Annotated in this window: 21 protein-coding genes; 15 read left to right on the forward strand and 6 right to left on the reverse strand. The window is 61.0% G+C overall.

The window, feature by feature from the left end; all coding sequences use genetic code 11:
• The first annotated feature begins 267 nt into the window (after positions 1 to 267).
• The gene (locus AB4N73_RS17280; protein ID WP_016773175.1) at positions 268 to 540 is read left to right on the forward strand and encodes a TfoX/Sxy family protein; all 273 of its coding nucleotides are present in this window, start codon (positions 268 to 270) and stop codon (positions 538 to 540) included.
• Between the two features lie 15 nt (positions 541 to 555).
• A complete protein-coding gene (locus tag AB4N73_RS17285; RefSeq protein WP_150742228.1) occupies positions 556 to 1,350 on the forward strand; it encodes a Crp/Fnr family transcriptional regulator in 795 nt (264 codons plus the stop codon).
• A 232-nt stretch (positions 1,351 to 1,582) separates the two neighbouring features.
• Here the strand turns inward: AB4N73_RS17285 and AB4N73_RS17290 are convergent, their stop codons facing one another.
• From AB4N73_RS17290 to AB4N73_RS17305, 4 genes are read right to left on the reverse strand one after another with little or no spacing between them, the layout of a single operon-like run.
• Positions 1,583 to 2,431, reverse strand: coding sequence for a ChaN family lipoprotein (locus tag AB4N73_RS17290; protein ID WP_460142354.1), 849 nt, complete (start codon positions 2,429 to 2,431; stop codon positions 1,583 to 1,585).
• A gap of 19 nt (positions 2,432 to 2,450) precedes the next feature.
• Positions 2,451 to 3,218, reverse strand: coding sequence for a heme ABC transporter ATP-binding protein (locus tag AB4N73_RS17295; RefSeq protein WP_460142355.1), 768 nt, complete (start codon positions 3,216 to 3,218; stop codon positions 2,451 to 2,453).
• Positions 3,218 to 4,201 carry a FecCD family ABC transporter permease gene (locus tag AB4N73_RS17300; RefSeq protein WP_305383146.1) on the reverse strand — a complete coding sequence of 328 codons (984 nt, stop codon included), beginning with the start codon at positions 4,199 to 4,201 and terminating at the stop codon, positions 3,218 to 3,220. Before AB4N73_RS17300 ends, AB4N73_RS17295 begins: the two co-directional genes overlap by 1 nt.
• A 50-nt stretch (positions 4,202 to 4,251) precedes the next feature.
• Positions 4,252 to 5,124, reverse strand: coding sequence for a heme/hemin ABC transporter substrate-binding protein (locus AB4N73_RS17305; RefSeq protein ID WP_423519984.1), 873 nt, complete (start codon positions 5,122 to 5,124; stop codon positions 4,252 to 4,254).
• A 164-nt stretch (positions 5,125 to 5,288) separates the two neighbouring features.
• On the opposite strand from AB4N73_RS17305, the gene AB4N73_RS17310 reads away from it, so the two are divergent.
• Positions 5,289 to 5,606, forward strand: a complete 318-nt coding sequence (locus AB4N73_RS17310; RefSeq protein WP_056790410.1) for a Rieske (2Fe-2S) protein — start codon at positions 5,289 to 5,291, stop codon at positions 5,604 to 5,606.
• Here AB4N73_RS17310 and sfsA read toward each other — a convergent pair.
• Positions 5,603 to 6,316, reverse strand: a complete 714-nt coding sequence (gene sfsA, locus AB4N73_RS17315) for a DNA/RNA nuclease SfsA (RefSeq protein WP_460142356.1) — start codon at positions 6,314 to 6,316, stop codon at positions 5,603 to 5,605. The two genes, AB4N73_RS17310 and sfsA, sit on opposite strands and share 4 nt — an antisense overlap.
• Positions 6,316 to 7,485, reverse strand: a complete 1,170-nt coding sequence (locus AB4N73_RS17320; RefSeq protein WP_056790414.1) for a pyridoxal phosphate-dependent aminotransferase — start codon at positions 7,483 to 7,485, stop codon at positions 6,316 to 6,318. The genes sfsA and AB4N73_RS17320 overlap by 1 nt, the downstream gene beginning before the upstream one ends.
• A 332-nt stretch (positions 7,486 to 7,817) precedes the next feature.
• Here AB4N73_RS17320 and dksA point away from each other — a divergent pair, with 332 nt between their 5' ends.
• The 12 genes from dksA (at position 7,818) to AB4N73_RS17380 (ending at position 24,050) form a co-directional block, all read left to right on the forward strand.
• A complete protein-coding gene (gene dksA / locus AB4N73_RS17325; RefSeq protein ID WP_041477831.1) occupies positions 7,818 to 8,261 on the forward strand; it encodes an RNA polymerase-binding protein DksA in 444 nt (147 codons plus the stop codon).
• A 211-nt stretch (positions 8,262 to 8,472) separates the two neighbouring features.
• Positions 8,473 to 9,366 (forward strand): tRNA glutamyl-Q(34) synthetase GluQRS, encoded by an 894-nt coding sequence (gene gluQRS / locus AB4N73_RS17330; RefSeq protein ID WP_457265267.1) that lies wholly within the window; start codon positions 8,473 to 8,475, stop codon positions 9,364 to 9,366.
• Between the two features lie 77 nt (positions 9,367 to 9,443).
• Positions 9,444 to 9,620, forward strand: coding sequence for a hypothetical protein (locus AB4N73_RS17335; protein WP_003176118.1), 177 nt, complete (start codon positions 9,444 to 9,446; stop codon positions 9,618 to 9,620).
• Positions 9,604 to 12,558, forward strand: coding sequence for a sensor histidine kinase (locus AB4N73_RS17340; RefSeq protein ID WP_024014332.1), 2,955 nt, complete (start codon positions 9,604 to 9,606; stop codon positions 12,556 to 12,558). The genes AB4N73_RS17335 and AB4N73_RS17340 overlap by 17 nt, the downstream gene beginning before the upstream one ends.
• A 22-nt stretch (positions 12,559 to 12,580) precedes the next feature.
• Entirely contained in the window at positions 12,581 to 14,017 is a 1,437-nt protein-coding gene (locus AB4N73_RS17345) for a sigma-54-dependent transcriptional regulator (RefSeq protein WP_041477828.1), read from the forward strand.
• A gap of 733 nt (positions 14,018 to 14,750) precedes the next feature.
• On the forward strand, positions 14,751 to 16,151 hold the full coding sequence (locus AB4N73_RS17350; protein WP_177434229.1) for a polynucleotide adenylyltransferase PcnB: 1,401 nt from the start codon (positions 14,751 to 14,753) through the stop codon (positions 16,149 to 16,151).
• Between the two features lie 3 nt (positions 16,152 to 16,154).
• Complete coding sequence (folK, locus tag AB4N73_RS17355) at positions 16,155 to 16,640, forward strand: 2-amino-4-hydroxy-6-hydroxymethyldihydropteridine diphosphokinase (RefSeq protein WP_256810984.1); 486 nt, start codon at positions 16,155 to 16,157, stop codon at positions 16,638 to 16,640.
• A gap of 436 nt (positions 16,641 to 17,076) precedes the next feature.
• Positions 17,077 to 17,877, forward strand: a complete 801-nt coding sequence (gene panB, locus AB4N73_RS17360) for a 3-methyl-2-oxobutanoate hydroxymethyltransferase (protein WP_460142357.1) — start codon at positions 17,077 to 17,079, stop codon at positions 17,875 to 17,877.
• The gene (gene panC, locus AB4N73_RS17365; RefSeq protein ID WP_460142358.1) at positions 17,874 to 18,734 is read left to right on the forward strand and encodes a pantoate--beta-alanine ligase; all 861 of its coding nucleotides are present in this window, start codon (positions 17,874 to 17,876) and stop codon (positions 18,732 to 18,734) included. The genes panB and panC overlap by 4 nt, the downstream gene beginning before the upstream one ends.
• A 359-nt stretch (positions 18,735 to 19,093) precedes the next feature.
• Positions 19,094 to 20,758 (forward strand): glucose-6-phosphate isomerase, encoded by a 1,665-nt coding sequence (gene pgi / locus AB4N73_RS17370; protein WP_016773160.1) that lies wholly within the window; start codon positions 19,094 to 19,096, stop codon positions 20,756 to 20,758.
• Between the two features lie 201 nt (positions 20,759 to 20,959).
• Positions 20,960 to 22,897, forward strand: a complete 1,938-nt coding sequence (gene acs, locus AB4N73_RS17375; RefSeq protein WP_150638513.1) for an acetate--CoA ligase — start codon at positions 20,960 to 20,962, stop codon at positions 22,895 to 22,897.
• 136 nt (positions 22,898 to 23,033) lie between these two features.
• Positions 23,034 to 24,050 carry a class I SAM-dependent rRNA methyltransferase gene (locus AB4N73_RS17380; protein WP_460142359.1) on the forward strand — a complete coding sequence of 339 codons (1,017 nt, stop codon included), beginning with the start codon at positions 23,034 to 23,036 and terminating at the stop codon, positions 24,048 to 24,050.
• Positions 24,051 to 24,084: the final 34 nt, after the last annotated feature.

Below are 24,084 nucleotides of genomic sequence, written 5' to 3' on the forward strand. Positions count from 1 at the left end.
CACGCCTTGCCCCTATGGGAGCGAGCCTGCTCGCGACGGCGTAGTGTCAGTCGATATTGATTGTGTCTGATACGCCCTCTTCGCGAGCAGGCTCGCTCCCACATTGATAATCGTTTACCTCCCTTCCCTCTGCGTTCGCAGGTCCTTTATCCCCCTTTCTTAGAAGCTTTTGCGTCGAATCCGACCAAACAACCACGCTTTTCCTACTGATGGCTACACTGCTGAGAAGCTCGCCCACGCACCATTCGGCCGTCGCAAGGAGGCTTGATGAATGATGAACTGCAACACCTGAAAAATCTTGGCAAGACATCGGCGCAATGGCTGCATGCCGTGGGCATCCACAGCGCCTCGGACTTGCGTCGCCTCGGTGCAGTGGATGCCTACCGGGCCGTGCGTACTCGAGGCTTTCGCGCTTCAAAGGTGTTGTTGTATGCGATCGAAGGGGCATTGATGGACGTGCACTGGAACGACATCCCTGCCGAGCGCAAGGACGCCTTGAACAAGCAGCTCGAAGCCATTTCCGCGCGCCATAAAAACTGAACAGGCGCTGACGCCATGTATTTACTGGGGGAACAATCGGCCCACGCCGACGCATTGATCAATCGCTTGCAGAGTCTTCCCGGGCAGTGGCTGCAGGATTTGTCGCCGTGCGCGCCTGTTGTCGAACTGGAGGCCACGGATGATTTGTATACGCAGTTGCCGGACGATCAGCTGTTTTTGCTGAGCGAGGGCGTGGTACATGGCTGCATCGCGGGCCGTGCGCTGTTCTACTGGCAGGAAGGTGATCTGCTCGGCCTGCAACGTGGCGAGCAATGGAGCGACTGTCGCGTATGCAGCGACAGCACTGTGCGCCTGCTGCCCTACGGTCGCGCAGAGGTTTTGCAGCATTTGTATGCCGACCCTGATCGAGCCGAGCAGCTTCTGAGCTATCTGCTCGGGCAAATGGCGCTGCTCGCCCACGCTGTGGCCGAGTTGAAACCCCGGGAGTTCCGCAGCACCAACGGCTTCAAACGGGTCGAGGCCGGCGCCGTGCTGATCCAACAGGGCGATGCAGCGGACCATGTTTTCGTGATTATCGATGGGCATGCTGAGGCGTTCGTCGACGGGCACAAGGTCGGTGACGTGCCGAAGGACGAGATTTTCGGCGCCATGGCGTTGTTTACCGGCGAGCCGCGCAACGCTTCGGTGGTGACGTCCGAGCCGAGCACGGTGATGTTGATTCCCGGTGATCAATTTTTGAGCATGACCCGCAGCAACCCGAAGATCGCCCATGGCCTGATTGAGGGTATGGCTCGACGCATCGGACAGTTGAATCGCCAGATCACGCAGTTGACGACGCAGCGCACCTAGCGCATAGCCCTTTATTCACAGGGCCTCACCACCACTCGCAAAACTAAATTACAGATTGGCAAAAACAGCGGTTGACTCGGTAATGAGAATCGCTATGATTATCACAACTGGTCGCGAGATCAGTCGATATTCTGAAAAGCCCTTGGTTCGGACTCTCAGATTATCTCCTCATCAGGCTAATCACGGTTATTTGACCCGGTTTTTACCGGGTCTTTTTTTGCCTGCCGAAAAGTCATTTGGCGAATTGCTGACGCATCTGCTCGCAGTAATCCGGCTTCGGCGTGGCCGGCGTGTACCAGACGTAATCGGCCATCGCCGCCATTACCGCAGCGCCCTGCTCGGCGAGTATCAATACGATCGGTGGTTTGTCAGCGCCAAGATCCAGCAAATGCAGCGGCACGCCGACATCCTTGCGCGCATGCCAGGCACCGGCCAGCAGGATCGAAGGCATTGGCGCCGCCAGCATGCGTTCGGCCATGCGTCGATCACGCTGTTGCTGAATTGCCAGCATCGCCGGCATCCGTGATTCGGGCAGCAGGCCGCAGTGGGATTCACTGACTTGTCCAAGCAACGTGTTCTGCACGGACAACGCATTACTGCGAGGACCGTTCAGCGCAGGTGGATTTCGGTAAAACGCACGGATTTCCGTGTCATCGAGATTGGCCGCCAGCAGCGGATATGGCTGTGTCAGAGCGAAGCGCACGATCGGCCCGTAAAGATTCCAGTCCCAGCCCTCCTGCCAGGTCAATGCCGCAGGCAAATCAGCCGCAACGGAATTCGACTGGCGCAGCGCATCGACTTTCGCTTGTTGATCCGGCGTGAGCATTTCCAGCAGCAGACTGCCTTGCGCCCGGCGCTTGCCCAGCGACTGCAACAGCCATAATTGCGCAGCATGATGATCGGCATTGTCGTGCTGCTCACCGATGATCAAACGCTCAGGTTCAGCGAGACGCACCAGCAGTTGCTGCGCGGTGAGCATTTCGCCGCTGCGCAGATCGCGGATATCGCCGCCCACCGGTGGAGCCACCACGTGCTGACACCCCGCGAGCAACACCAGTGCCAACAACCACAATCCACGCATGCGACACCTCGATGATTGATCAGCGGGCGATGATCAGCGGATGCCCACGCTCCGGGTGCGGTTGCACCAAAACCTCCAGGCCGAACACCGCTCTGAGCGTATCCGGACGCAGCACCTGCTGCGGGGTATCCAGCGCAACCGGGCACCCCTCCTCCAGCAACAGCACGCGATCACAATAGCGCGCCGCAAGATTCAGATCATGCAGGATCACCAGTACCGCCGCGCCGCGATCGGCGAACTCGCGCACCGCTTGCAAGGTGGTGTGCTGATGCAGCGGATCGAGCATCGATGTCGGTTCGTCGAGCAACAAGGTTTGCCCGGCCTGACCCGGCCAGAGTTGCGCCAGCACCCGCGCCAGATGCACGCGCTGACGCTCGCCACCTGACAACGCCAGATAGCTGCGCCCACTCAGGTGCCCGGCATCGGCGGCGGCCAGCGCTGCCGCGACGATTTCGTCATCACGTACGCGCCCGGTCTGGTACGGCAAACGGCCCATGCCGACGACCTCTTCGACGGCGAAGGCAAAATCCAGCGTCGACACCTGCGGCAACACCGCCAGTCGTTGTGCCCGCTGTGTTCCGCTCCAATAGCTCAATGCCTGACCATCGAGCGAAACGTTGCCGTCACTGGCGAGCAACTCCCCGCACAAGGCGCCAAGTAACGTGCTTTTCCCGGCGCCGTTCGGCCCCAGCACCCCAAGCACCTCGCCGGGTTCGAGCCCGAGCGTAACCCCACTGAGCACCGCTTTGCGGCCACGGCGGACATGCAGATCGTGCGCGGACAACATCAGGCACGCCCTCGCAGCAGCAGATAAAGGAAGAACGGCGCGCCGATAAACGCGGTGACAATGCCGATCGGCAACTCCGCCGGCGCCAGCGACAAGCGCGCCACCAAATCGGCGAGCAATAACAGGCTTGCACCGGCCAGCACCGAGGCTGGCAATAGCACTTTGTGATCCGGGCCGGCCAGCAGGCGCACCAGATGCGGCACCACCAGCCCGACAAAACCGATCATGCCCGCAGCGGCCACCGCCGCGCCGACACCCAGCGCGGTGCAGAACACCAGTTCGCGCTTGAGCCGTTCGACATCGATGCCCAGATGACCGGCCTCGGATTCACCGAGCAACAAGGCATTCAATGCCTTGGCCCGACGCGGCAACCACAGCGCCACGCCGATGGTGATGATCAGCAGTGGCCACAGCCGCGCGTAACTGGCGCCGTTGAGGCTGCCCAGGTTCCAGAATGTCAGGGTGCGCAGCGTGGCGTCATCGGCCAGGTAAGTGAACAGACCGACCGCCGAACTGGCCAGCGCCGTCAGCGCGATACCGGCCAGCAACATGGTCGCCACGTGGGTCTGACCGTTGCGCCTGCCCAGCCGATAGACCAGCGCCGTCACCCCGAGCCCGCCAAGAAACGCGCACACCGACAACAGATACGGCCCGAACCACTCCGGCAGGCCGCCAAAGAACGAGCCGCCGACAATCGCAATCGCCGCGCCAAGTGCCGCGCCACTGGACACCCCGACCAGTCCCGGGTCCGCCAGCGGATTACGAAACAGACCCTGCATCGCCACGCCGGACAGCGCCAGCACGCCACCGACCGCCAAGCCGAGCAAGGTTCGCGGCAGGCGGATCTGGCCGAGAATCAGCTCGGCCTGCTCCAGACCTTCCGGCGCCAGCGGCACGCCGATCAGACGCAGCGCCGCGCGCAGGGTATCGAACAACGGCAGGCTCACCGGCCCCAATGCCAGCGACAGCCAGATCGCCAGCAGACACAGCAAGGTCAGGCCGATGAACAAGCCACGGGGTTTGACCAGTGTGGTCATTGGCCGCCCTTGGCCGGGTAGAAACCGTCCGTCAGGGTTTGCAAAGCAGCCGGCAACCGTGGCCCGAGACCGCCCACCAGCAGCGTCGGGTCCAGCTCCATCACCCGCCCGCTCTTGGCCGCGCGGCTGGAATTGAGGATGGGGTTTTCCTTGAACAACGCGGCTTTTGCCGCCTCGCCGGTCAATGCTCGGTCAGCGAACACCAGCACTTCGGGATCGAGGCTGGCGAGGGATTCGACAGAAAACGGTTTGTAGCCGGTATGAGTAGCAAGGTTGTGCCCGCCGGCCTGTTGCAGCAGCCAATCGGCTGCGGTGTCCTTGCCGGCGATCAACGGCTTGCCGCCGGCGTGCCCGAGCAGCAGCAACACACCGGGGGCTTTCTGTGTGGTTTGCACTTGGGCAACTCGCACTGTCTGCGCCTGGAGCTGCTGTTGATAATTCTCCAGCAACTGCGCAGCCTTCTCTTGCGCACCGAGCAACTGGCCCAGATGAGTGACATTCTTTTCCAGCGTCGGCAGATCAGGCTGGGCTGAAAACAACTCGACCTTTACCTTGGCTGCTTTGACTTGCGCCAGAACCGGCGGCGGCCCCATTTCTTCGGTACCGATCAGAATGTCCGGACGCAGGCTCAAGATGCCTTCGGCCGACAGGCTGCGCTGATAACCAATACTCGGCAGCGCCTGCAACGATTCGGGATGCTGGCTGGTGGTATCGACCCCCACCAGCTTCGACTCGCCGCCCAGTGCGCTGACCCATTCCGACAGCGCGCCACCGGCGCTGACCCAGCGTTGCGGTAAATCCGCCGCAGCCGCCTGATGGCAGAGCAAAAGGCCGACACACAGCACGGCAACGCGGGTTTTCAGGCGCATACACAGCTTCCTTGAACAAGGTTTCCCGGGCATCGGCGCAGCGAGCCAAGTATCCTCGGCAACGGCCAGACTCCCTGTGGGAGAAGGTCGCCATTTGATAATTGTTTGCATTTGAACGTCAAGCTCGGACATATCCCGATACGAGCGGACATTAGAGGATAGCCATGAAGTTTCTCTGCGCCGGCAGTGATCTGGCCGAAGCCGGCAGTCGCGGTTTCGAAATTGAAGGCAAAAAGCTTTTCGCCGTGCGTCGTGGCGGGCAGGTCTATGTCTACTTCAATCGCTGCCCGCATCGCGGCGTCGGGCTGGAATGGCAGCCCGACCAGTTTCTCGACCCCAGCAACAGTCTGATCCAGTGCGCCACCCATGGCGCACTGTTTCTGATCGAGAACGGCGAATGCGTCGCCGGCCCCTGCGCCGGGCAGTCACTCACGGCAATTGAATGCCGGGAAGATACACGAGGCGTGTGGGTCGACGTTTAACCGTTGAGCCGCACATCGAGTCGGCGGTCGATGACCATCTCTTCATGGTCCAGGCGCACGCCGTACGCCAACACCTCGACACCGCACGCGACCGCTTCACGCAGCGCCTCGGCGTAAGCCCAATCGATTTCCTCGGCCGGGCGCACGGCATCGATGCCGGAGAGGTTCACGCAGTACAACTGCACCGCCCGAATGCCGTCGCGCGCCAGATGCGCCAGCTCGCGCAGATGTTTGGCGCCGCGCTGGGTCACCGCATCGGGAAACGCCGCCACCGCCGTGCCGTCGAAGCCGAGGGTGACGCTTTTCACTTCGACATACGCCGGGCCGCTGGGGTATTCGAGGCGGAAGTCGATGCGGCTTTTTTCCTGTCCGTAGGCAACCTCACGCTTTAACGCGGTAAAGCCGTTCAACTCGGTAATCACGCCAGCCTGCAAGGCTTCTTCAACCAGCCCATTCGCCCGCCCGGTGTTGACACAAAACAGCCGGCCCTGCGGGGTTTCGCCAATTTCCCAAGTGCCGGGCAACTTGCGTTTAGGGTCGTTGGAGCGGCTGAACCAGACCTGCCCGCCCTCGACCTGGCAATTGAGCATCGAGCCGGTATTGGGGCAGTGAATGGTCAGCAACTCGCCGCTAACGGTCTCGATATCAGCGAGAAAACGCTTGTAACGTCGAATCAGCCGCGCTTCTTCCAGAGCAGGATAAAAGCGCATCAGCCTTGCCAGCTCTTCAAGCCGCGCGCGATGCGCTCCACCGCTTCCTGCAAACGTGCGAGGTTTTGTGTGTAAGCGAAGCGCACGTGATGACCGGCCTGATAACGACCGAAATCCAGTCCCGGCGTAAAGGCAACGTGCTCGGTTTCGAGGAAATGTCGGCAGAATGCGAATGCATCGCCGCCGAAACGGCTGATATCGGCGTACAGATAAAACGCACCTTCAGGCTCAACGGCAATGTTGAAACCAAGTTCACGCAGCGCCGGCAGGAGAAAATCGCGACGGCGCGCAAACTCGGCGCGGCGCTCTTCGAGAATCGCAATGGTGGCGGGCTCGAAACAGGCCAGCGCAGCGTATTGCGCCATGCTTGGCGCGCTGATGTAGAGGTTCTGCGCAAGCTTTTCCAATTCGCTGACCGCCGCGTCTGGCGCCACAAGCCAGCCCAGGCGCCAACCGGTCATGCCGAAATACTTGGAGAAACTGTTGAGGACAAAAGCGCCGTCATCGACTTCCAGCACACTGGCAGCATCAGTGCCGTAGGTCAGGCCGTGGTAGATCTCATCCACCACCAAGTGCCCGTGCCGGGCCTTGATGGCTGTGGATAATCCGCCCAGTTCATCGCGGGTCAGCAGGGTTCCGGTCGGGTTGGCCGGCGAAGCGACGAGGGCGCCGACACTGTCGTGGTCCCAATGCCGCGCCACCAGATCCGGGGTCAATTGGTAACGCACCTCCGGCCCGACCGGCACCAATTGCGCCGCGCCTTCGACCAGCCGCAAGAAATGCCGATTGCACGGGTAGCCCGGGTCGGCGAGCAGCCAGTGTTTACCCGGATCGACCAACAGGGCACTGGCCAGCAACAACGCGCCGGAGCCGCCCGGCGTGATCAGAATCCGCCGTGGGTCGATATTCAGGCCGTAACGCGATTGGTAGAAACCGGCGATCGCCTCGCGCAGTTCGGGAATGCCACGGGCGGCGGTGTAGCGGGTCTTGCCCGCCGTCAACGCAGCTTGTCCGGCGCGAATGATCGGCTCGGCGGTGGTGAAGTCCGGCTCACCGATTTCCAGATGGATCACGTCGTGGCCTTCAGCCTGCAATTCATTGGCCCGCGCCAGCAGCGCCATCACATGGAACGGTTCGATCGCACGACTGCGCGCACTGTAGGGGGCCATTGGACTGCCTTCGACGGAAAAAAGAGACGATTCTACCTGTCTGCCGGAACGAGCGAGAACCCGTGAAGGTCACAGCCTCAAGAACGCTGGACTGTAACGATCTGAACGTACGCTCCAGGATTGACTAAAATCAGTGATTGAACAGGTCTCCCTTCCCACAGACACGGCTTGTCAGACATCTGCAAGCGCCACCCGCCGGGGGCTCGACATCCGGGAGTAGCGCAGGCTGATTTGATCTGGTAAGTTCGCCCGCTTGCAGCCGCAGGGCCGGCAGGTGTCGGTGATGGAGCAATCCTGCGCAATGGATTACAAGAGTAGAGGCGGTCCATTTCATGCCCACCCAAGCAAAGCAACAGCAGCAAACGTCGATCAGCGGCTTCGAACCTTACGTTCAGAAGGCGGGTGAAGAGTACATGGGCGCTCCGATGCGCGCGCACTTCACCAAGATCCTGAACAAGTGGAAACTGGACTTGATGCAGGAAGTCGACCGTACGGTTGATCACATGAAAGACGAAGCGGCCAACTTCCCTGACCCGGCCGACCGTGCCAGCCAGGAAGAAGAGTTCTCCCTCGAACTGCGCGCCCGCGACCGCGAGCGCAAGCTGATCAAGAAAATCGACAAGACCCTGCAGTTGATCGAAGACGAAGAGTACGGCTGGTGCGAGTCCTGCGGCATCGAGATTGGCGTCAAGCGCCTCGAAGCCCGTCCGACCGCGGATCTGTGCATCGACTGCAAGACCCTGGCGGAAATCAAGGAAAAGCAGGTCGGCAAGTAATCTCGGCCTGAACGAAAAACGGAGCGTGTAAACGCTCCGTTTTTGTTTCTGTGTTTTGCCCGCGGAACCTGCGTCTGCCTCTGTGGGAGCGAGCCTGCTCGCGAAAGCGTCCCTTCAGACAGCTCATTATTGCCTGACACAGCGCTTTCGCGAGCAGACTCGCTCCCACAGAGGTAACCTGCTCAAATTCTGAATAGCCTTTATCGCCTCCATGACTGCCAAATCCCCCGCCTACATCGGCCGCTTCGCCCCTACCCCCAGTGGCCACCTGCACTTCGGTTCGCTGGTCGCTGCGTTGGCGTCTTACCTCGACGCCCGCTCCGTCGGTGGGCGCTGGCTGGTGCGCATGGAAGATCTCGATCCGCCGCGCGAAGAGCCCGGTGCGCAAGCGGCGATTCTCAAGGCGCTGGAAAGCTACGGTTTCGAATGGGACGGCGAAATGGTCCGCCAGAGCGATCGGCACGCTGCCTACGCCGAAGTGCTCGACAGCCTGTTCAACCATGGCCTTGCCTACGCCTGCACCTGCTCGCGAAAACAACTGGAGCCCTATCACGGGATTTATCCGGGGTTTTGCCGCAATGCCGGCCATGATCAGCACGACGCCGCGATCCGCCTGCGCGTGCCTGAGCTGGAATACCACTTCATCGATCGCGTGCAGGGCGAATACCGTCAGCACCTGGGCCGCGACGTCGGCGACTTCGTCATCCGTCGGCGCGATGGTCTCTACGCTTATCAATTGGCGGTGGTGCTTGATGACGCCTGGCAAGGCATTACCGACATCGTGCGCGGCGCTGACCTGCTCGATTCGACGCCGCGCCAACTGTACCTGCAAGAACTGCTCGGCCTGAAACAGCCGCGCTATCTGCACCTGCCACTGATCACCCAGCCGGACGGCAACAAACTCGGCAAGTCCTATCGTTCACCGCCGCTTGAAGCCGATCAGGCCACGCCGTTGCTGCTGCGGGCCTTGCGCGCGGTGGGGCAGCATCCCGGCACCGAACTGGCTCACGCTTCGCCGCGCGAACTGCTGGCCTGGGGCAGCGCACATTGGGATGCTGCCAAGATCCCGCGCACACTGACCCTGCCCGAAGCGCAACTGCAATGACGACACTTGCAGTCGCGCGCCCATCCGTTACCATCGCCGCACGTTTTCGGGCACGCGCATAAAAAAGAGAGGCCGGGATGTACATCTATCGCTTGGTCCTGCTTTTGGTCGTCGGGATCTACCTGTTCTCCCCCGCCATCATGGATTGGTGGATCGACGCGACGGGCGCCTGGTATCGCCCTTATCTGCTCTGGCTGATCCTGATTGTCGTGACCTTCATCCTGCAGAGCCAAAAAGATGCCGATGAGCTTTAGCCTGACCCAGATGATCCTGATCAGCGCCGCGTACCTGGCGGCGCTGTTCGGCGTTGCCTGGGTCAGCGAACGGGGCATGATCCCGCGCGCGATCATTCGCCACCCGTTGACCTACACCCTGTCGCTGGGGGTTTACGCCAGTGCCTGGGCGTTCTACGGCACGGTGGGCCTGGCCTATCAATACGGTTACGGCTTTCTGTCCAGCTATCTCGGCGTGTCCGGTGCGTTTCTGCTGGCGCCGGTGCTGCTCTATCCGATCCTGAAGATCACCCGCACCTATCAACTGTCGTCGCTGGCCGATCTGTTTGCCTTCCGCTTTCGCAGCACCTGGGCCGGCGCGCTGACCACGATTTTCATGCTGATTGGCGTGTTGCCATTGCTTGCCCTGCAGATTCAGGCAGTGGCCGACTCGATCGGCATCCTCACCGGCGAACGTGTGCAGAGCCGCGTGGCGCTGGCGTTCTGTGCGCTGATCATTCTGTTCACGATTTTCTTCGGTTCCCGGCACATCGCCACGCGCGAGAAACATGAAGGGCTGGTGTTCGCGATTGCCTTCGAATCGATCATCAAACTGATCGCCCTCGGCGGCGTTGGCCTGTATGCGCTGTATGGCGTATTCGACGGCCCGCAACAGCTCGAACTGTGGCTGCTGCAAAACCAGACCGCCCTCGCCGCCCTGCACACGCCGTTGCAGGAAGGCCCGTGGCGCACACTGTTGCTGGTGTTCTTCGCCTCGGCGATCGTGATGCCGCACATGTATCACATGACCTTTACGGAAAACCTCAACCCGCGCTCGCTGGTCAGCGCCAGTTGGGGCCTGCCGTTGTTTCTGCTGTTGATGAGCCTCGCGGTGCCGCTGATTCTCTGGGCAGGGCTCAAACTCGGCGCCACCACCGACCCGGAATATTTCACCCTCGGCATCGGCATTGCCGCCAACAGCAAACCGCTGGCCTTGCTGGCCTACGTCGGTGGCCTGTCCGCCGCCAGTGGCCTGATCATCGTCACCACCCTGGCCTTGTCGGGCATGGCGCTGAACCATCTGGTGCTGCCGCTTTATCAACCGCCGGCCGAAGGCAACATCTACCGCTGGCTGAAATGGACCCGTCGGGCGCTGATCGTGGCGATCATCATGGCCGGTTTCGGTTTCTACCTGATGCTGGGCGTCGAACAGGATCTGGCCAACCTCGGCATCGTCGCGTTCGTTGCGACTTTGCAATTTCTGCCCGGGGTGTTGTCGGTGCTGTACTGGCCGACCGCCAACCGCCGTGGCTTCATTGCCGGTCTGCTGGCGGGGATCACGGTCTGGGTGGTGACCATGCTGCTGCCGCTGGTCGGCAATCTGCAGGGTTTCTATATCCCGCTGCTGAACATGATCTACGTGCTCGACGACACCAGTTGGCACATGGCGGCCATCGCCTCGCTGGCCGCCAACGTGTTGATGTTCACCCTGATCTCGCTGTTCACCAACGCCAGCCCGGAAGAAGCCAGCGCCGCCGAAGCCTGTGCGGTGGATAACGTGCGCCGCCCGCAACGCCGCGAACTGCACGCCGCCTCGCCGCAGGAGTTCGCCACGCAACTGGCCAAGCCGCTGGGTGCCAAGGCTGCGCAGAAAGAAGTCGAGCAAGCGCTGCGCGACTTGTATCTGCCCTTCGATGAACGCCGGCCGTATGCCTTGCGCCGGTTGCGCGACCGCATCGAGGCCAACCTGTCCGGCCTGATGGGCCCGAGCGTTGCGCAGGATATGGTGGAAACCTTCCTGCCCTATAAGGCTGGCGGCGAAAACTACGTCACCGAAGACATTCACTTCATTGAAAGCCGTCTCGAGGATTACCACTCGCGCCTCACCGGCCTGGCCGCCGAACTCGACGCCCTGCGCCGCTACCACCGCCAGACCTTGCAGGAACTGCCGATGGGCGTCTGCTCGCTGGCCAAGGATCAGGAGATCCTGATGTGGAACAAGGCCATGGAAGAGCTGACCGGCATCGCCGCGCAGCGAGTGGTCGGTTCGCGTCTGAGTACCATCGCCAACCCGTGGAAAGAACTGCTGCAAGGCTTCATCAACCTGCCCGACGAGCATTTGCACAAACAGCATCTGGCCCTCGATGGTCAGACCCGCTGGCTGAATCTGCACAAAGCGGCAATCGACGAGCCGTTGGCCCCGGGTAACAGTGGCCTGGTGTTACTGGTCGAGGATTTGACCGAAACGCAGATGCTCGAAGACAAACTGGTGCATTCCGAACGGCTGGCCAGCATCGGCCGACTCGCAGCGGGTGTGGCCCACGAAATCGGCAACCCGATCACCGGCATCGCCTGCCTGGCGCAGAACCTGCGCGAAGAGCGCGAAGACGACGGCGAGCTGACGGAAATCAGCGGGCAGATTCTCGAGCAGACCAAACGCGTCTCGCGCATCGTCCAGTCGCTGATGAGCTTCGCCCATGCCGGCAGTCATCAGCACAACGACGAACCGGTGTGTCTGGCCGAAGTCGCGCAGGATGCCATCGGCCTGCTGGCGCTGAACCGGCGCAATTTCGAAGTGCAGTTCTACAACCTGTGCGATCCCGATCATTGGGTCGAAGGCGACCCGCAACGGCTCGCCCAGGTGCTGATCAATCTGCTCTCCAACGCCCGCGACGCCTCGCCGCCGCACAGTGCGGTACGGGTCAAGAGCGAAGCCGGCGAACACACGGTCGATCTGATCGTCGAAGACGAAGGCAGCGGTATTCCGTCGAGCATCATGGACCGATTGTTCGAACCTTTCTTCACCACCAAGGATCCGGGTGAAGGCACCGGTCTGGGCCTTGCACTGGTCTATTCCATCGTTGAAGAGCATTATGGACAAATCACCATCGACAGCCCGGCTGATGTACAAAGCCAACGCGGCACCCGTATCCGGGTGACCTTACCGCGTCATGTCGAAGCGACGTCCGCTGTGAACTGAGACCGTCGAGAGTATCGAATCAATGCCGCACATTTTGATCGTCGAAGACGAAACCATTATCCGCTCCGCCTTGCGCCGCCTGCTGGAACGCAACCAGTACCAGGTCAGCGAAGCCGGATCAGTGCAGGAAGCACAAGAACGCTTCACCATTCCTACGTTCGATCTGATCGTCAGCGACCTGCGCCTGCCGGGCGCTCCGGGCACCGAGCTGATCAAGCTCGGGCAAGGCACACCGGTGCTGATCATGACCAGTTACGCCAGCCTGCGCTCGGCGGTCGACTCGATGAAAATGGGCGCGGTAGATTACATCGCCAAGCCGTTCGACCACGATGAAATGCTCCAGGCGGTTGCGCGGATCCTGCGTGATCGTCAGTCGGCGCCAGCTGCCGGCGAAACCACGGCGAGCAAGCCTGCCGCCGGCAATGGCAAAGCCGCTGTGGATAACAGCAATGGCGAAATCGGCATTATCGGCTCCTGCCCGCCGATGCAGGACCTGTACAGCAAGATCCGCAAAGTCGCGCCAACCGATTCCAACGTATTGATTCAGGGTGAGTCCGGCACCGGTAAAGAACTGGTGGCCCGCGCCCTGCACAATCTGTCGAAACGCGCCAAGGCGCCGATGATTTCGGTGAACTGCGCGGCGATTCCGGAAAGCCTCATCGAGTCCGAACTGTTCGGCCACGAGAAAGGCGCGTTCACCGGCGCCAGCGCCGGTCGCGCCGGTCTGGTCGAAGCGGCGGACGGCGGCACCCTGTTCCTCGATGAGATCGGCGAACTGCCCCTCGAAGCCCAGGCTCGCCTGCTGCGGGTTCTGCAGGAGGGCGAGATCCGCCGCGTAGGTTCGGTGCAGTCGCAGAAAGTCGATGTGCGCCTGATCGCTGCAACGCACCGCGATCTGAAGAGCCTGGCGAAAATCGGCCAGTTCCGTGAAGACCTTTATTACCGTCTGCACGTGATTGCCCTGAAGCTGCCGCCGCTGCGCGAGCGTGGCGCCGACGTCAACGAAATCGCCAATGCCTTCCTCGCTCGCCAGAGCGCGCGGATCAATCGCACCGACCTGAAATTCGCTGCCGACGCTGAACAGGCGATCCGGCACTATTCCTGGCCCGGTAACGTGCGTGAGCTGGAAAACGCGGTTGAGCGCGCGGTGATTCTCAGCGAAAGCCCGGAGATTTCGGCCGACCTGCTGGGCATCGACATCGAGCTGAGCGATCTGGAAGACGACGAGTTCATCGGTCTGCCGCCGCAAACCGGCGGTAACGCCAGCAACAGCAGCCATGAGCCGACCGAGGATCTGTCGCTGGAAGACTATTTCCAGCACTTCGTCCTCGAGCATCAGGACCACATGACCGAGACCGAACTGGCACGCAAACTGGGCGTCAGCCGCAAATGCCTGTGGGAACGCCGCCAGCGTCTGGGCATTCCACGACGCAAGACCGGGGTTGCCAGCGAAAGCTGAGCGTTACCCACCGCGTGCGCGGGTAACGCATGACAATGTGAAAAAACTGTTACCGCAGTCGATTCACGTAACAGAAGCCGGGGTTATCGGTAACGCAACCCCGGCTTTTTTTCGCCCCTGCAAAACGGTTATATCGACCTAACCCCTTGTTTTACTGGGCTTGGCAAAAGTTGGCACGCACCCTGCTATATGTTTGGTACAAGAACAATAACAAGCAATGCACAAGACAATAAAAATAAGACGAATCGACTCACGCACAATAAAAACAAGACGGCGAGAGGCGCAGCTAACTGATTCTTTTGGAGAGGCGTTGTATTTGGGGCTTGCCCCACGACCAGGCCGAGAACAACAAAAACTGTCCTAAGACAGAGCCTGTACTGGTTGGATCGACAGATCACTGCAATTCAGCGACCAAAGCAATCCGTTTGCTCTTGGCTCCCGATTGGGAGGGTCACGAAGGAAACGCTTCGTGGCGAGGGCACTCAACAAAAACAAGAAGCCCGAATCAATAATAAAAAGAGCACGCAACTACTTCTTGGGGAGCTTCGGCTCCCCTTGTAGTTTCTCCCCTCCGTGAAATCCCCCCGTTTCCCGCGTTCGACCCTTGCAGCTTGCGGCTTGCAGCTCATATCTGCTGCGTCCTACACCATCCCCCGACTAAATGCTAGAATCTGCGCCCATCATGCGGTCATTCTTTTGGTATGGCCGAACATTCCTTCAAACAGTGCATCCCATGCTGAAGAAGCTGTTCCAGTCATTCCGAACTCCCGTGCGTCGTACGCAACACATCCGCAGCACCCCTGAAGTGCTCAACAGCGGCCAACATTCGCTGCAGAAAACGCAGTTCAGCCGCTATGCGGTGAATATCGTCGAACGCCTGCAAGGTGCCGGTTACCAGGCTTATCTGGTCGGTGGTTGCGTGCGTGACATGCTGTTGGGCATCACGCCCAAGGATTTCGACGTCGCCACCAGCGCCACCCCCGAGCAGGTCCGTGCCGAATTCCGCAATGCGCGGATCATCGGTCGCCGGTTCAAACTGGTGCACATCCATTTCGGTCGCGAAATCATTGAAGTCGCGACCTTCCGCGCCAATCACCCGGTCAACGAAGACGAGGAAGACAGCAACCAGTCTTCGCGCAACGAGAGCGGGCGGATTCTGCGCGACAACGTCTACGGCACCCTGGAAGAAGACGCGCAACGCCGCGACTTCACCATCAATGCTCTGTATTACGATCCGGTCAGCGAGCGCATTCTCGATTATGCCAATGGCGTGCACGACATTCGCAATCACCTGATCCGCCTGATCGGCGACCCGAAGCAGCGTTACCAGGAAGACCCGGTGCGCATGCTGCGGGCCGTGCGTTTCGCCGCCAAGCTCAACTTCGGCATCGAGAAGCACACCGTGCAGCCGATCCGTGAGCTGGCGCCGATGCTGCGCGAGATTCCTTCGGCGCGGCTGTTCGAAGAAGTGCTCAAGCTGTTCCTCTCCGGGCACGGCGCGATCACCTTTGAAATGTTGGTTGATCTGCAACTGTTCGCCCCGCTGTTCCCGGCCAGTGCCGAGGCGCTGGAATACAACCCGGAATACACCCACACGCTGATCAGCGAAGCGCTGACCAACACCGATCTGCGCATCAAGCAGAACAAACCGGTGACCCCGGCGTTCCTGTTTGCCGCCCTGCTCTGGCCGGCACTGCCGGCCCGCGTGTTGCGTCTGCAGGAACGTGGCATGCCGCCGATTCCGGCGATGCAGGAAGCCGCTCACGAGCTGATTGCCGAACAGTGCCAGCGCATCGCGATTCCGAAGCGCTTCACCATGCCGATCCGCGAAATCTGGGACATGCAGGAACGCCTGCCACGGCGCAGTGGCAAACGCGCCGATCTGTTGCTGGACAACCCGCGCTTCCGTGCCGGTTACGATTTCCTCCTGCTGCGTGAAAGCGCCGGTGAGGAGACCGATGGCCTCGGCGAATGGTGGACCGATTATCAGGACGCCAACGACAGCGAGCGTCGCGACATGATCCGCGACCTCAGCGGCAAGGGTGACGATACCAGCGGCGCGCCACGCAAACGTCGCCGCAGCGGCGGTTCCAAGCGCAAGCGCGCCGGCGCCTCGAGCGCGACGGGCGAGTAAGCGATGGAACGCATCTACATTGGTCTGGGCAGCAACCTCGCTGACCCGGCCGACCAGCTGCGCAGCGCCATCGCGGCGCTGGGGCAATTGCCGCAGACGAGTCTTGCCGGCGTTTCAGCCTTTTATCAAAGCGATTCACTGTTGCCGGGCCAGCCGCGCTACACCAACGCTGTCGCCGCCCTCGACAGCTCGCTCGCACCGATCGAGTTGCTCGACGCCTTGCAGGCGATCGAAAACGCTCAGGGCCGCGAACGTCTGGAACGCTGGGGACCACGCACGCTGGATCTGGATATTCTGCTGTTCGGCGATCGCCTGATCGACGAGCCACGGCTGAAAGTCCCGCATTACCAGATTCAGGAGCGGGCGTTCGTTCTCTATCCCTTGGCTGAGCTGGCGCCGCAGGATCTGCGTCTCGCCGATGGCCGCACCCTTCCCGCCCTGCTGGCCGCCTGCCCATTCGTCGGCCTCGAACGCCTCTCCCAGCCCTGACAAAAATCTTCTGTGAAATGTGGTTATGTGGCGAGGGGATTTATCCCCGCTGGACTGCGAAGCAGGCCCAAATCTGACCAAGCCGTATACAAACATGGGGCCGCTCCGCGACCCAACGGGGATAAATCCCCTCGCCACAGGTCACCTGCCAATCTCCAGTTTTTGTCAGACAAAAATCCCCCCAATCAGGCCCGCCGCGCCGCTGAATCGCATCAGTAACGCCGGTAACACCGCCCGCGTAACAAGGCGGTAACACACGCAATTGACTTCCTGTTGGCTCATCACGACTATAGGCGTCCCGCTGCCGCCAACCCGGCATGAACGGGCGCAATCCAGGCCTTTCAAAGCACGACACAAGACCGTGCGCCTGAGTAGATGAAGAATCACGCGCGTGACTCGCAGCAGTTTCCAGAGCGCCTGAACGAGGATTTTTTACATGCCAGCCATCACCCTGACCACGCTCCAGAGCCTCAAGCAGAAAGGTGAAAAAATCACCATGCTGACCTGCTATGACGCGACCTTCGCCCATGCCTGCAATGAGGCCGGTGTCGAAGTGCTGCTGGTCGGCGACTCCCTGGGTATGGTCCTGCAGGGGCACGACAGCACCCTGCCAGTGACCACGGCGGAAATGGCCTATCACGTCGCCAGCGTCAAGCGTGGCAATGGCGATGCCCTGATCCTCGCCGACCTGCCGTTCATGGCCAACGCCACCCTCGAACAGACCATGAACAACAGCGCCGTGCTGATGCAGGCTGGCGCGCACATGGTAAAGGTAGAAGGTCAGCTGTGGCTGGCGGAGTCGATCCGTCTGCTCGCCGAACGTGGAGTGCCGGTGTGCGCGCACATGGGCCTGACCCCGCAAGCGGTGAACATCCTCGGTGGCTATAAGGTGCAGGGCCGCAATGAGAACCAGGCGCGGCAGATGCGTGCCGATGCGATCGCGCTGGAGCAGGCCGGTGCGGCCATGCTGTTGCTCGAGTGCGTGCCGAGCGAACTGGCAGCAGAAATCAGCCAGGCCGTGGGCATTCCGGTGATCGGTATCGGTGCCGGCAACGCCACCGACGGCCAGGTACTGGTATTGCACGACATGCTCGGCCTGTCGATCACCGGCCGCGTACCCAAATTCGTCAAGAACTTCATGCAAGGTCAGGACAGCATCCAGGCCGCGCTGAAGGCTTACGTCAGTGAAGTCAAAGCCACCACGTTTCCCGGCATCGAACACGGATTCTCTGCATGAACACCGTCAAAACCGTACGCGAACTGCGTGCCGCCGTCGCGCGCGCGCGCAGTGAAGGCAAGCGCATCGGCTTCGTGCCGACCATGGGCAACCTGCACAGCGGCCACGTCGCACTGATCACCAAAGCTACCCAGCGAGTCGATTTCGTCGTCGCGAGTATTTTCGTCAACCCGCTGCAGTTCGGCGCCGGCGAAGACCTCGACAAATACCCGCGCACCCTCGCCGCCGATCAGGAAAAGCTCCTCGAAGCCGGTTGCGACCTGCTGTTCGCGCCGACGGTTGAAGAGATGTACCCGGACGGCATGGCCGGCCAAACCCGGGTCAGCGTGCCGCAATTGTCCGAAGGCCTGTGTGGTGCCAGCCGTCCGGGGCACTTCGAAGGTGTGGCGACCGTAGTCAGCAAGCTGTTCAACATGGTCCAACCGGACCTGGCGATCTTCGGCCAGAAGGATTACCAGCAACTGGCGGTGATCCGCGCACTGGTGCATGACCTGAACATGCCGATCCAGATCATCGGCGAGCCAACCGTACGTGCTGCGGACGGTCTGGCGCTGTCGTCGCGCAACGGCTTCCTCAGTGAAGACCAGCGCGCCGTGGCACCGGTGGTGTATCGCGTGCTGAGCAGCATCGCCGAATCGATCAAACAAGGTGAGCGTGATTACCCAGCGCTGATCGCTGCGCAGTTGCAGGTGCTGGAAGCGGCGGGGCTGCGTCCGGACTATCTGGAGATCCGTCATAGCCTGACCTTGCGTCCGGCGACGGCGGAAGACCGCGATCTGGTGATTCTGGTAGCGGCGTTCCTCGGCACCACGCGGTTGATCGACAACCTGCACCTGAATCTCGATAGCCCGATTTAAGCAAGCAACGAATTTCCCTGTGGGAGCGAGCCTGCTCGCGAAGGCGGCGTATCAGCGACTTATAAGTTGCCTGACACCACGCCTTCGCGAGCAGGCTCGCTCCCACATGTGTTTCCGGTGCATGCCGGTTGGGCGAAAGTCTTCCGGGCACCTCCGTTTGTCGGCCAGATTCCTCTGCGGATGTTAAAAAAGTACAGGGATCTGGTCAGACAAAGTCAAGACAGAACGCAGCGCGAGGTTTACTGTATTCGCCCTGTGTCCAGATCTCGTGTCGACGCAGTTGATCCCATGCGCTAAAACCCGTGGTTGATCTGTACCGTGTTCAAAAGGCCGTTCAAGTAAAAAGGAAAACCGCAGCGATGGCGTACTACCGCACTCCTCACGACGTTACCGCTCTGCCCGCCTGGCAAGCGTTGAAAGATCACCGCCAAGCCATGCAGGATTTCAGCATGCGCGAAGCCTTCAACGCCGATCCGCAGCGTTTCAATCAGTTCACCCTCAGTAGCTGCGGTCTGTTTCTCGATTATTCGAAGAATTTGATCAACGCCGAGACCCGCAACCTGCTCGTGGGCCTGGCCAATGAAGTCGATCTGAAGGGCGCGATCAAAGCGCTGTTCGACGGCGAAATCGTCAATGCCTCCGAAGGCCGCCCGGCACTGCACACCGCCCTGCGCCGCCCGGTCGGCGACAAATTGTCGGTCAACGGCGTCAACGTGATGCCGGAAGTGCACAAGGTGCTGAACCAGATCACCGATCTGGTTGGCCGAATTCATGATGGCTTGTGGCGCGGTTACACCGAGAAGCCGATCACCGACGTGGTCAACATCGGTATCGGTGGTTCGTTCCTCGGTCCTGAGCTGGTGTCCGAAGCACTGCTGTCCTACGCGCAGAAAGGCGTACGTTGCCACTATCTGGCAAACATCGACGGCAGCGAATTCCATGAGCTGACGCAGAAACTGCGCGCCGAGACCACGCTGTTCATCGTTTCGTCGAAGTCGTTCAACACCCTCGAAACCCTGAAGAACGCGCAGGCCGCACGCGCCTGGTACCTGGCGCAGGGCGGTTCCGAAGCCGAGCTGTATCGCCACTTCATCGCTGTGTCGAGCAACAACGCCGCCGCTGTGGCTTTCGGGATTCGCGAAGAAAACATCTTCCCGATGTGGGACTGGGTCGGCGGGCGTTACTCGCTGTGGTCGGCCATCGGTTTGCCGATCGCACTGGCCATCGGCATGTCCAACTTCAAGGAACTGCTGTCCGGTGCCTACACCATGGACCAGCATTTCCAGACCGCGCCGTTCGAACAGAACATGCCGGTGCTGCTGGCCCTGCTCGGCGTCTGGTACGGCAACTTCTGGGGTGCGCAAAGCCACGCGATCCTGCCGTACGACCACTACCTGCGCAACATCACCAAGCACTTGCAACAGCTGGACATGGAGTCCAACGGCAAGAGCGTGCGTCAGGACGGCACCTCGGTGTCGACCGATACCGGCCCGGTGATCTGGGGCGGCGTCGGCTGCAACGGTCAGCACGCTTATCACCAGTTGCTGCACCAGGGCACCCAACTGATCCCGGCCGACTTCATCGTGCCGATCGTCAGCTTCAACCCGGTTTCCGACCATCACCAGTGGCTGTACGCCAACTGCCTGTCGCAGAGCCAGGCGCTGATGCTCGGCAAGACCCTGCCGGAAGCCGAAGCCGAGCTGCGCGACAAAGGCATGGGCGAAGACGACGTGCGCAAACTGGCGCCGCACAAGGTGATCCCGGGCAATCGTCCGAGCAACACCTTGGTGGTGGAACGCATCAGCCCGCGTCGCCTTGGCGCCCTGGTGGCGATGTATGAGCACAAAGTGTTCGTGCAAAGCGTGGTCTGGGGCATCAACGCCTTCGACCAGTGGGGTGTGGAACTGGGCAAGGAATTGGGCAAAGGCGTCTACAACCGTCTGGTCGGCAGCGACGAGACCGTGGCTGACGATGCCTCGACTCAAGGCCTGATCAACTACTTCCGTGGGCGTCATCGCGGCTGATAAAAGCCTTCGGGCACAACGCTGTTCCCCTGTGGGAGCGAGCCTTCTCGCGAAAGCGGTTCTTCATTCAACACCTTCGTTGACTGACATTCCGCCTTCGCGAGCAGGCTCGCTCCCACAGTTGTTTTGGCACATGACTTGAACCTGTGCAGCGCTCGGCGCATCTTTATTCGTGTCGCACCACAAGAATAAGGAACCGTCATGTTCGATATCAGCACGTTCCCCAAAGCCGATGCCGTGCGCCAGGCCGCTCAGTTGAGCCAGGACGAGTATCGGCGCCTGTACCGCGAATCGATTGAACACCCCAGCGCCTTCTGGGCCGAGCAGGCCACGCGCTTCCTCGATTGGAGCACGCCGTGGCAGACCGTTCAGCGCTATGACCTGAAGACCGGTGAAGCGGCCTGGTTTGCCGGCGGCAAGCTCAACGTCAGCTACAACTGCATCGACCGTCACCTCAAGCAACGCGGCGAACAGACCGCCCTGCTCTGGGAAGGCGACGATCCTGCCGAATCGGCGCAGATCACTTACAACAAACTCCATCACCACGTCTGCCGTCTGGCCAACGTACTGAAAAGCCGTGGCGTGAAGAAAGGCGATCGGGTGTGCATCTACATGCCGATGATCCCCGAAGCCGCCTACGCCATGCTCGCCTGCGCGCGAATCGGCGCGATTCATTCGGTGGTGTTCGGCGGATTTTCCCCGGATTCCCTGCGTGATCGAATTCTCGACGCCGACTGCCGTACCGTGATCACCGCCGATGAGGGCGTACGTGGCGGCCGCTTCGTGCCACTGAAAAACAACGTCGACAAAGCCCTGCAAAGCTGCCCGAACGTCAGCACCGTGGTGGTCGTCGAGCGCACTCAGGGCCAAGTCGATTGGGTCGAAGGCCGTGACCTTTGGTATCACCAGGCTGTGCGCGAGGTCAGCGATGACTGCCCGCCGGAACCGATGGACGCCGAAGATCCGCTGTTCATCCTCTACACCTCCGGCAGCACCGGCAAACCCAAAGGCGTGTTGCACACCACCGGCGGCTATCTGCTGCAAGCAGCAATGACCTTCAAGTATGTGCTGGACTACCGCGACGGCGAAGTGTTCTGGTGCACCGCCGACGTCGGCTGGGTCACCGGCCACAGTTACATCGTCTACGGGCCGCTGGCCAACGGTGCGACCACACTGATGTTCGAAGGCGTGCCGAGCTACCCGAGCAGTTCGCGCTTCTGGCAGGTCATCGACAAGCACAAGGTCAACATTTTCTACACCGCACCCACCGCCCTGCGCGCGCTGATGCGCGAAGGCGCCGGACCATTGAAGGAAACTTCGCGCGCCAGCCTCAGATTGCTCGGCAGCGTCGGTGAGCCGATCAACCCGGAAGCGTGGGAATGGTATTTCAATGCTGTCGGTGAACAGCGCTGCCCGATCGTCGACACCTGGTGGCAGACCGAAACCGGCGGCATCATGCTCAGCCCGCTGGTCAGCGCCCAACGGATCAAACCCGGCTGCGCGACGCAACCGATGTTCGGCGTGCAACCGGTATTGCTTGACGAAGCCGGCAAGGAAATCAAAGGCGCCGGCAGCGGCGTGCTGGCGATCAAATCCAGCTGGCCGGCGCAGATTCGCAGCGTCTACGGCGATCCGCAGCGGATGATCGACACCTACTTCAAACCCTACCCCGGCTATTACTTCACTGGCGACGGCGCCCGCCGCGACGAGGACGGCGATTACTGGATCACCGGACGCATCGACGACGTGATCAACGTTTCCGGCCACCGCATCGGCACCGCCGAAGTGGAAAGCGCCCTGGTGCTGCACGACAGCATCGCCGAAGCCGCCGTGGTCGGTTATCCCCACGACGTCAAAGGCCAGGGCATCTACGCATTCGTGACGCCAATGAACGGCACCGAGGCCAACGAAGAGCTGAAGAAAGACCTGCTGGCGCATGTCAGCAAGGAAATCGGCAGCTTCGCCAAACCGGACCTGATCCAGTGGGCGCCGGCATTGCCCAAGACCCGTTCGGGCAAGATCATGCGGCGGATTTTGCGCAAGATTGCCTGCAATGAGCTCGACAGCCTTGGCGATACTTCGACCCTGGCAGATCCGAGTGTGGTGCAGGACCTCGTTGATAAACGTTTGAATCAATAGCTTCGCGAGCAGGCTCGCTGCCACAGGTGATCGCATTGCACATGTGGCAGCGAGCTCGCTCGCGAAGGGCCATCACGCGATCCCCCGGCAAACTGTTAAACTCCCGCGCCCCAATTCCCCTCAGCAAGGCGCCCGCATGTCTTCCTTGAATCAGGCGCTGCGCGCCGCCCTCGATCAACGCCAGGACCTGCTCGCTGCGCTGCACAGCCAGGGCACCGATTGCTATCGGCTGTTCCACGGCAGCCAGGAAGGCGCCGGCGGCCTGACCATCGACCGCTACGGCCCGCAATTGCTGGTGCAGAGTTTTCACCAGACGCTCGAACGTGATGAACTGTTGCAACTGCACGCCATGGTCAACCAGACCCTGGGCTTCGACAGCCTGCTGGTCTACAACGACCGTTCCCATGGCAACTCGCGGATCGATCGCGAAGACAGCGTCTATAAAGCCGATGACGCTGCACTGGCCGATCTGGTCGGGCATGAATGGGGTCTGAACTATCGAGTGCGCGGGCGTCATGCCGGGCAGGATCCGCTGCTGTTCCTCGACCTGCGCAACACCCGTGGCTGGGTCAAGGACCACGCGCAAGGCAAAAGCGTGCTCAACCTCTTCGCCTACACCTGTGGCGTTGGCCTCAGTGCAGCGGCGGGCGGTGCGCGCGAGGTGTGCAACCTGGACTTTGCCGAGGGCAATCTGGCGGTCGGTCGGGAGAATGGTTTGCTCAACCCGCAACTGCCGGAGATGCAATTCATTCAGTCCGATTACTTCCCGGCGATCCGCCAGCTCGCTGGCCTGCCGATCAGCGTGCGGCGCGGGCAGAAGCTGCCGAGCTATCAGCGCCTCGAACAGCGCCAATACGATCTGGTCCTGCTCGACCCGCCGGCGTGGGCCAAAAGTGCGTTCGGCACCGTCGATCTGCTGCGCGATTATCAGAGCCTGCTCAAACCCGCGCTGCTGACCACCGCTGACAACGGCGTACTGATCTGCTGCAACAACCTGGCGAAAGTCAGCATGGACGACTGGCGCGAACAAGTGCTGCGCTGCGCCGAAAAGGCCGGCCGCCCGGTGCGCGAATGGAGCGTGATGACCCCGGGTGCGGACTTCCCCTCGCGGGACCAGCAGCCACCGTTGAAGACACTGATTTTGCAGCTCTAATCCCTCAAGCATGAGCGATTACATTCCCCTGTGG

This window comes from Pseudomonas sp. S3_B08, from assembly GCF_054667725.1.

Coding starts and splice junctions, on each gene's coding strand:
- AB4N73_RS17280 (WP_016773175.1), top strand. CDS start 268: ATGAATGATGAACTGCAACACCTGAAAAATCTTGGCAAGACATCGGCG.
- AB4N73_RS17285 (WP_150742228.1), top strand. CDS start 556: ATGTATTTACTGGGGGAACAATCGGCCCACGCCGACGCATTGATCAAT.
- AB4N73_RS17290 (WP_460142354.1), bottom strand. CDS start 2,431: ATGCGTGGATTGTGGTTGTTGGCACTGGTGTTGCTCGCGGGGTGTCAG.
- AB4N73_RS17295 (WP_460142355.1), bottom strand. CDS start 3,218: ATGTTGTCCGCGCACGATCTGCATGTCCGCCGTGGCCGCAAAGCGGTG.
- AB4N73_RS17305 (WP_423519984.1), bottom strand. CDS start 5,124: ATGCGCCTGAAAACCCGCGTTGCCGTGCTGTGTGTCGGCCTTTTGCTC.
- AB4N73_RS17310 (WP_056790410.1), top strand. CDS start 5,289: ATGAAGTTTCTCTGCGCCGGCAGTGATCTGGCCGAAGCCGGCAGTCGC.
- sfsA (WP_460142356.1), bottom strand. CDS start 6,316: ATGCGCTTTTATCCTGCTCTGGAAGAAGCGCGGCTGATTCGACGTTAC.
- AB4N73_RS17320 (WP_056790414.1), bottom strand. CDS start 7,485: ATGGCCCCCTACAGTGCGCGCAGTCGTGCGATCGAACCGTTCCATGTG.
- dksA (WP_041477831.1), top strand. CDS start 7,818: ATGCCCACCCAAGCAAAGCAACAGCAGCAAACGTCGATCAGCGGCTTC.
- gluQRS (WP_457265267.1), top strand. CDS start 8,473: ATGACTGCCAAATCCCCCGCCTACATCGGCCGCTTCGCCCCTACCCCC.
- AB4N73_RS17335 (WP_003176118.1), top strand. CDS start 9,444: ATGTACATCTATCGCTTGGTCCTGCTTTTGGTCGTCGGGATCTACCTG.
- AB4N73_RS17340 (WP_024014332.1), top strand. CDS start 9,604: ATGCCGATGAGCTTTAGCCTGACCCAGATGATCCTGATCAGCGCCGCG.
- AB4N73_RS17345 (WP_041477828.1), top strand. CDS start 12,581: ATGCCGCACATTTTGATCGTCGAAGACGAAACCATTATCCGCTCCGCC.
- AB4N73_RS17350 (WP_177434229.1), top strand. CDS start 14,751: ATGCTGAAGAAGCTGTTCCAGTCATTCCGAACTCCCGTGCGTCGTACG.
- folK (WP_256810984.1), top strand. CDS start 16,155: ATGGAACGCATCTACATTGGTCTGGGCAGCAACCTCGCTGACCCGGCC.
- panB (WP_460142357.1), top strand. CDS start 17,077: ATGCCAGCCATCACCCTGACCACGCTCCAGAGCCTCAAGCAGAAAGGT.
- panC (WP_460142358.1), top strand. CDS start 17,874: ATGAACACCGTCAAAACCGTACGCGAACTGCGTGCCGCCGTCGCGCGC.
- pgi (WP_016773160.1), top strand. CDS start 19,094: ATGGCGTACTACCGCACTCCTCACGACGTTACCGCTCTGCCCGCCTGG.
- acs (WP_150638513.1), top strand. CDS start 20,960: ATGTTCGATATCAGCACGTTCCCCAAAGCCGATGCCGTGCGCCAGGCC.
- AB4N73_RS17380 (WP_460142359.1), top strand. CDS start 23,034: ATGTCTTCCTTGAATCAGGCGCTGCGCGCCGCCCTCGATCAACGCCAG.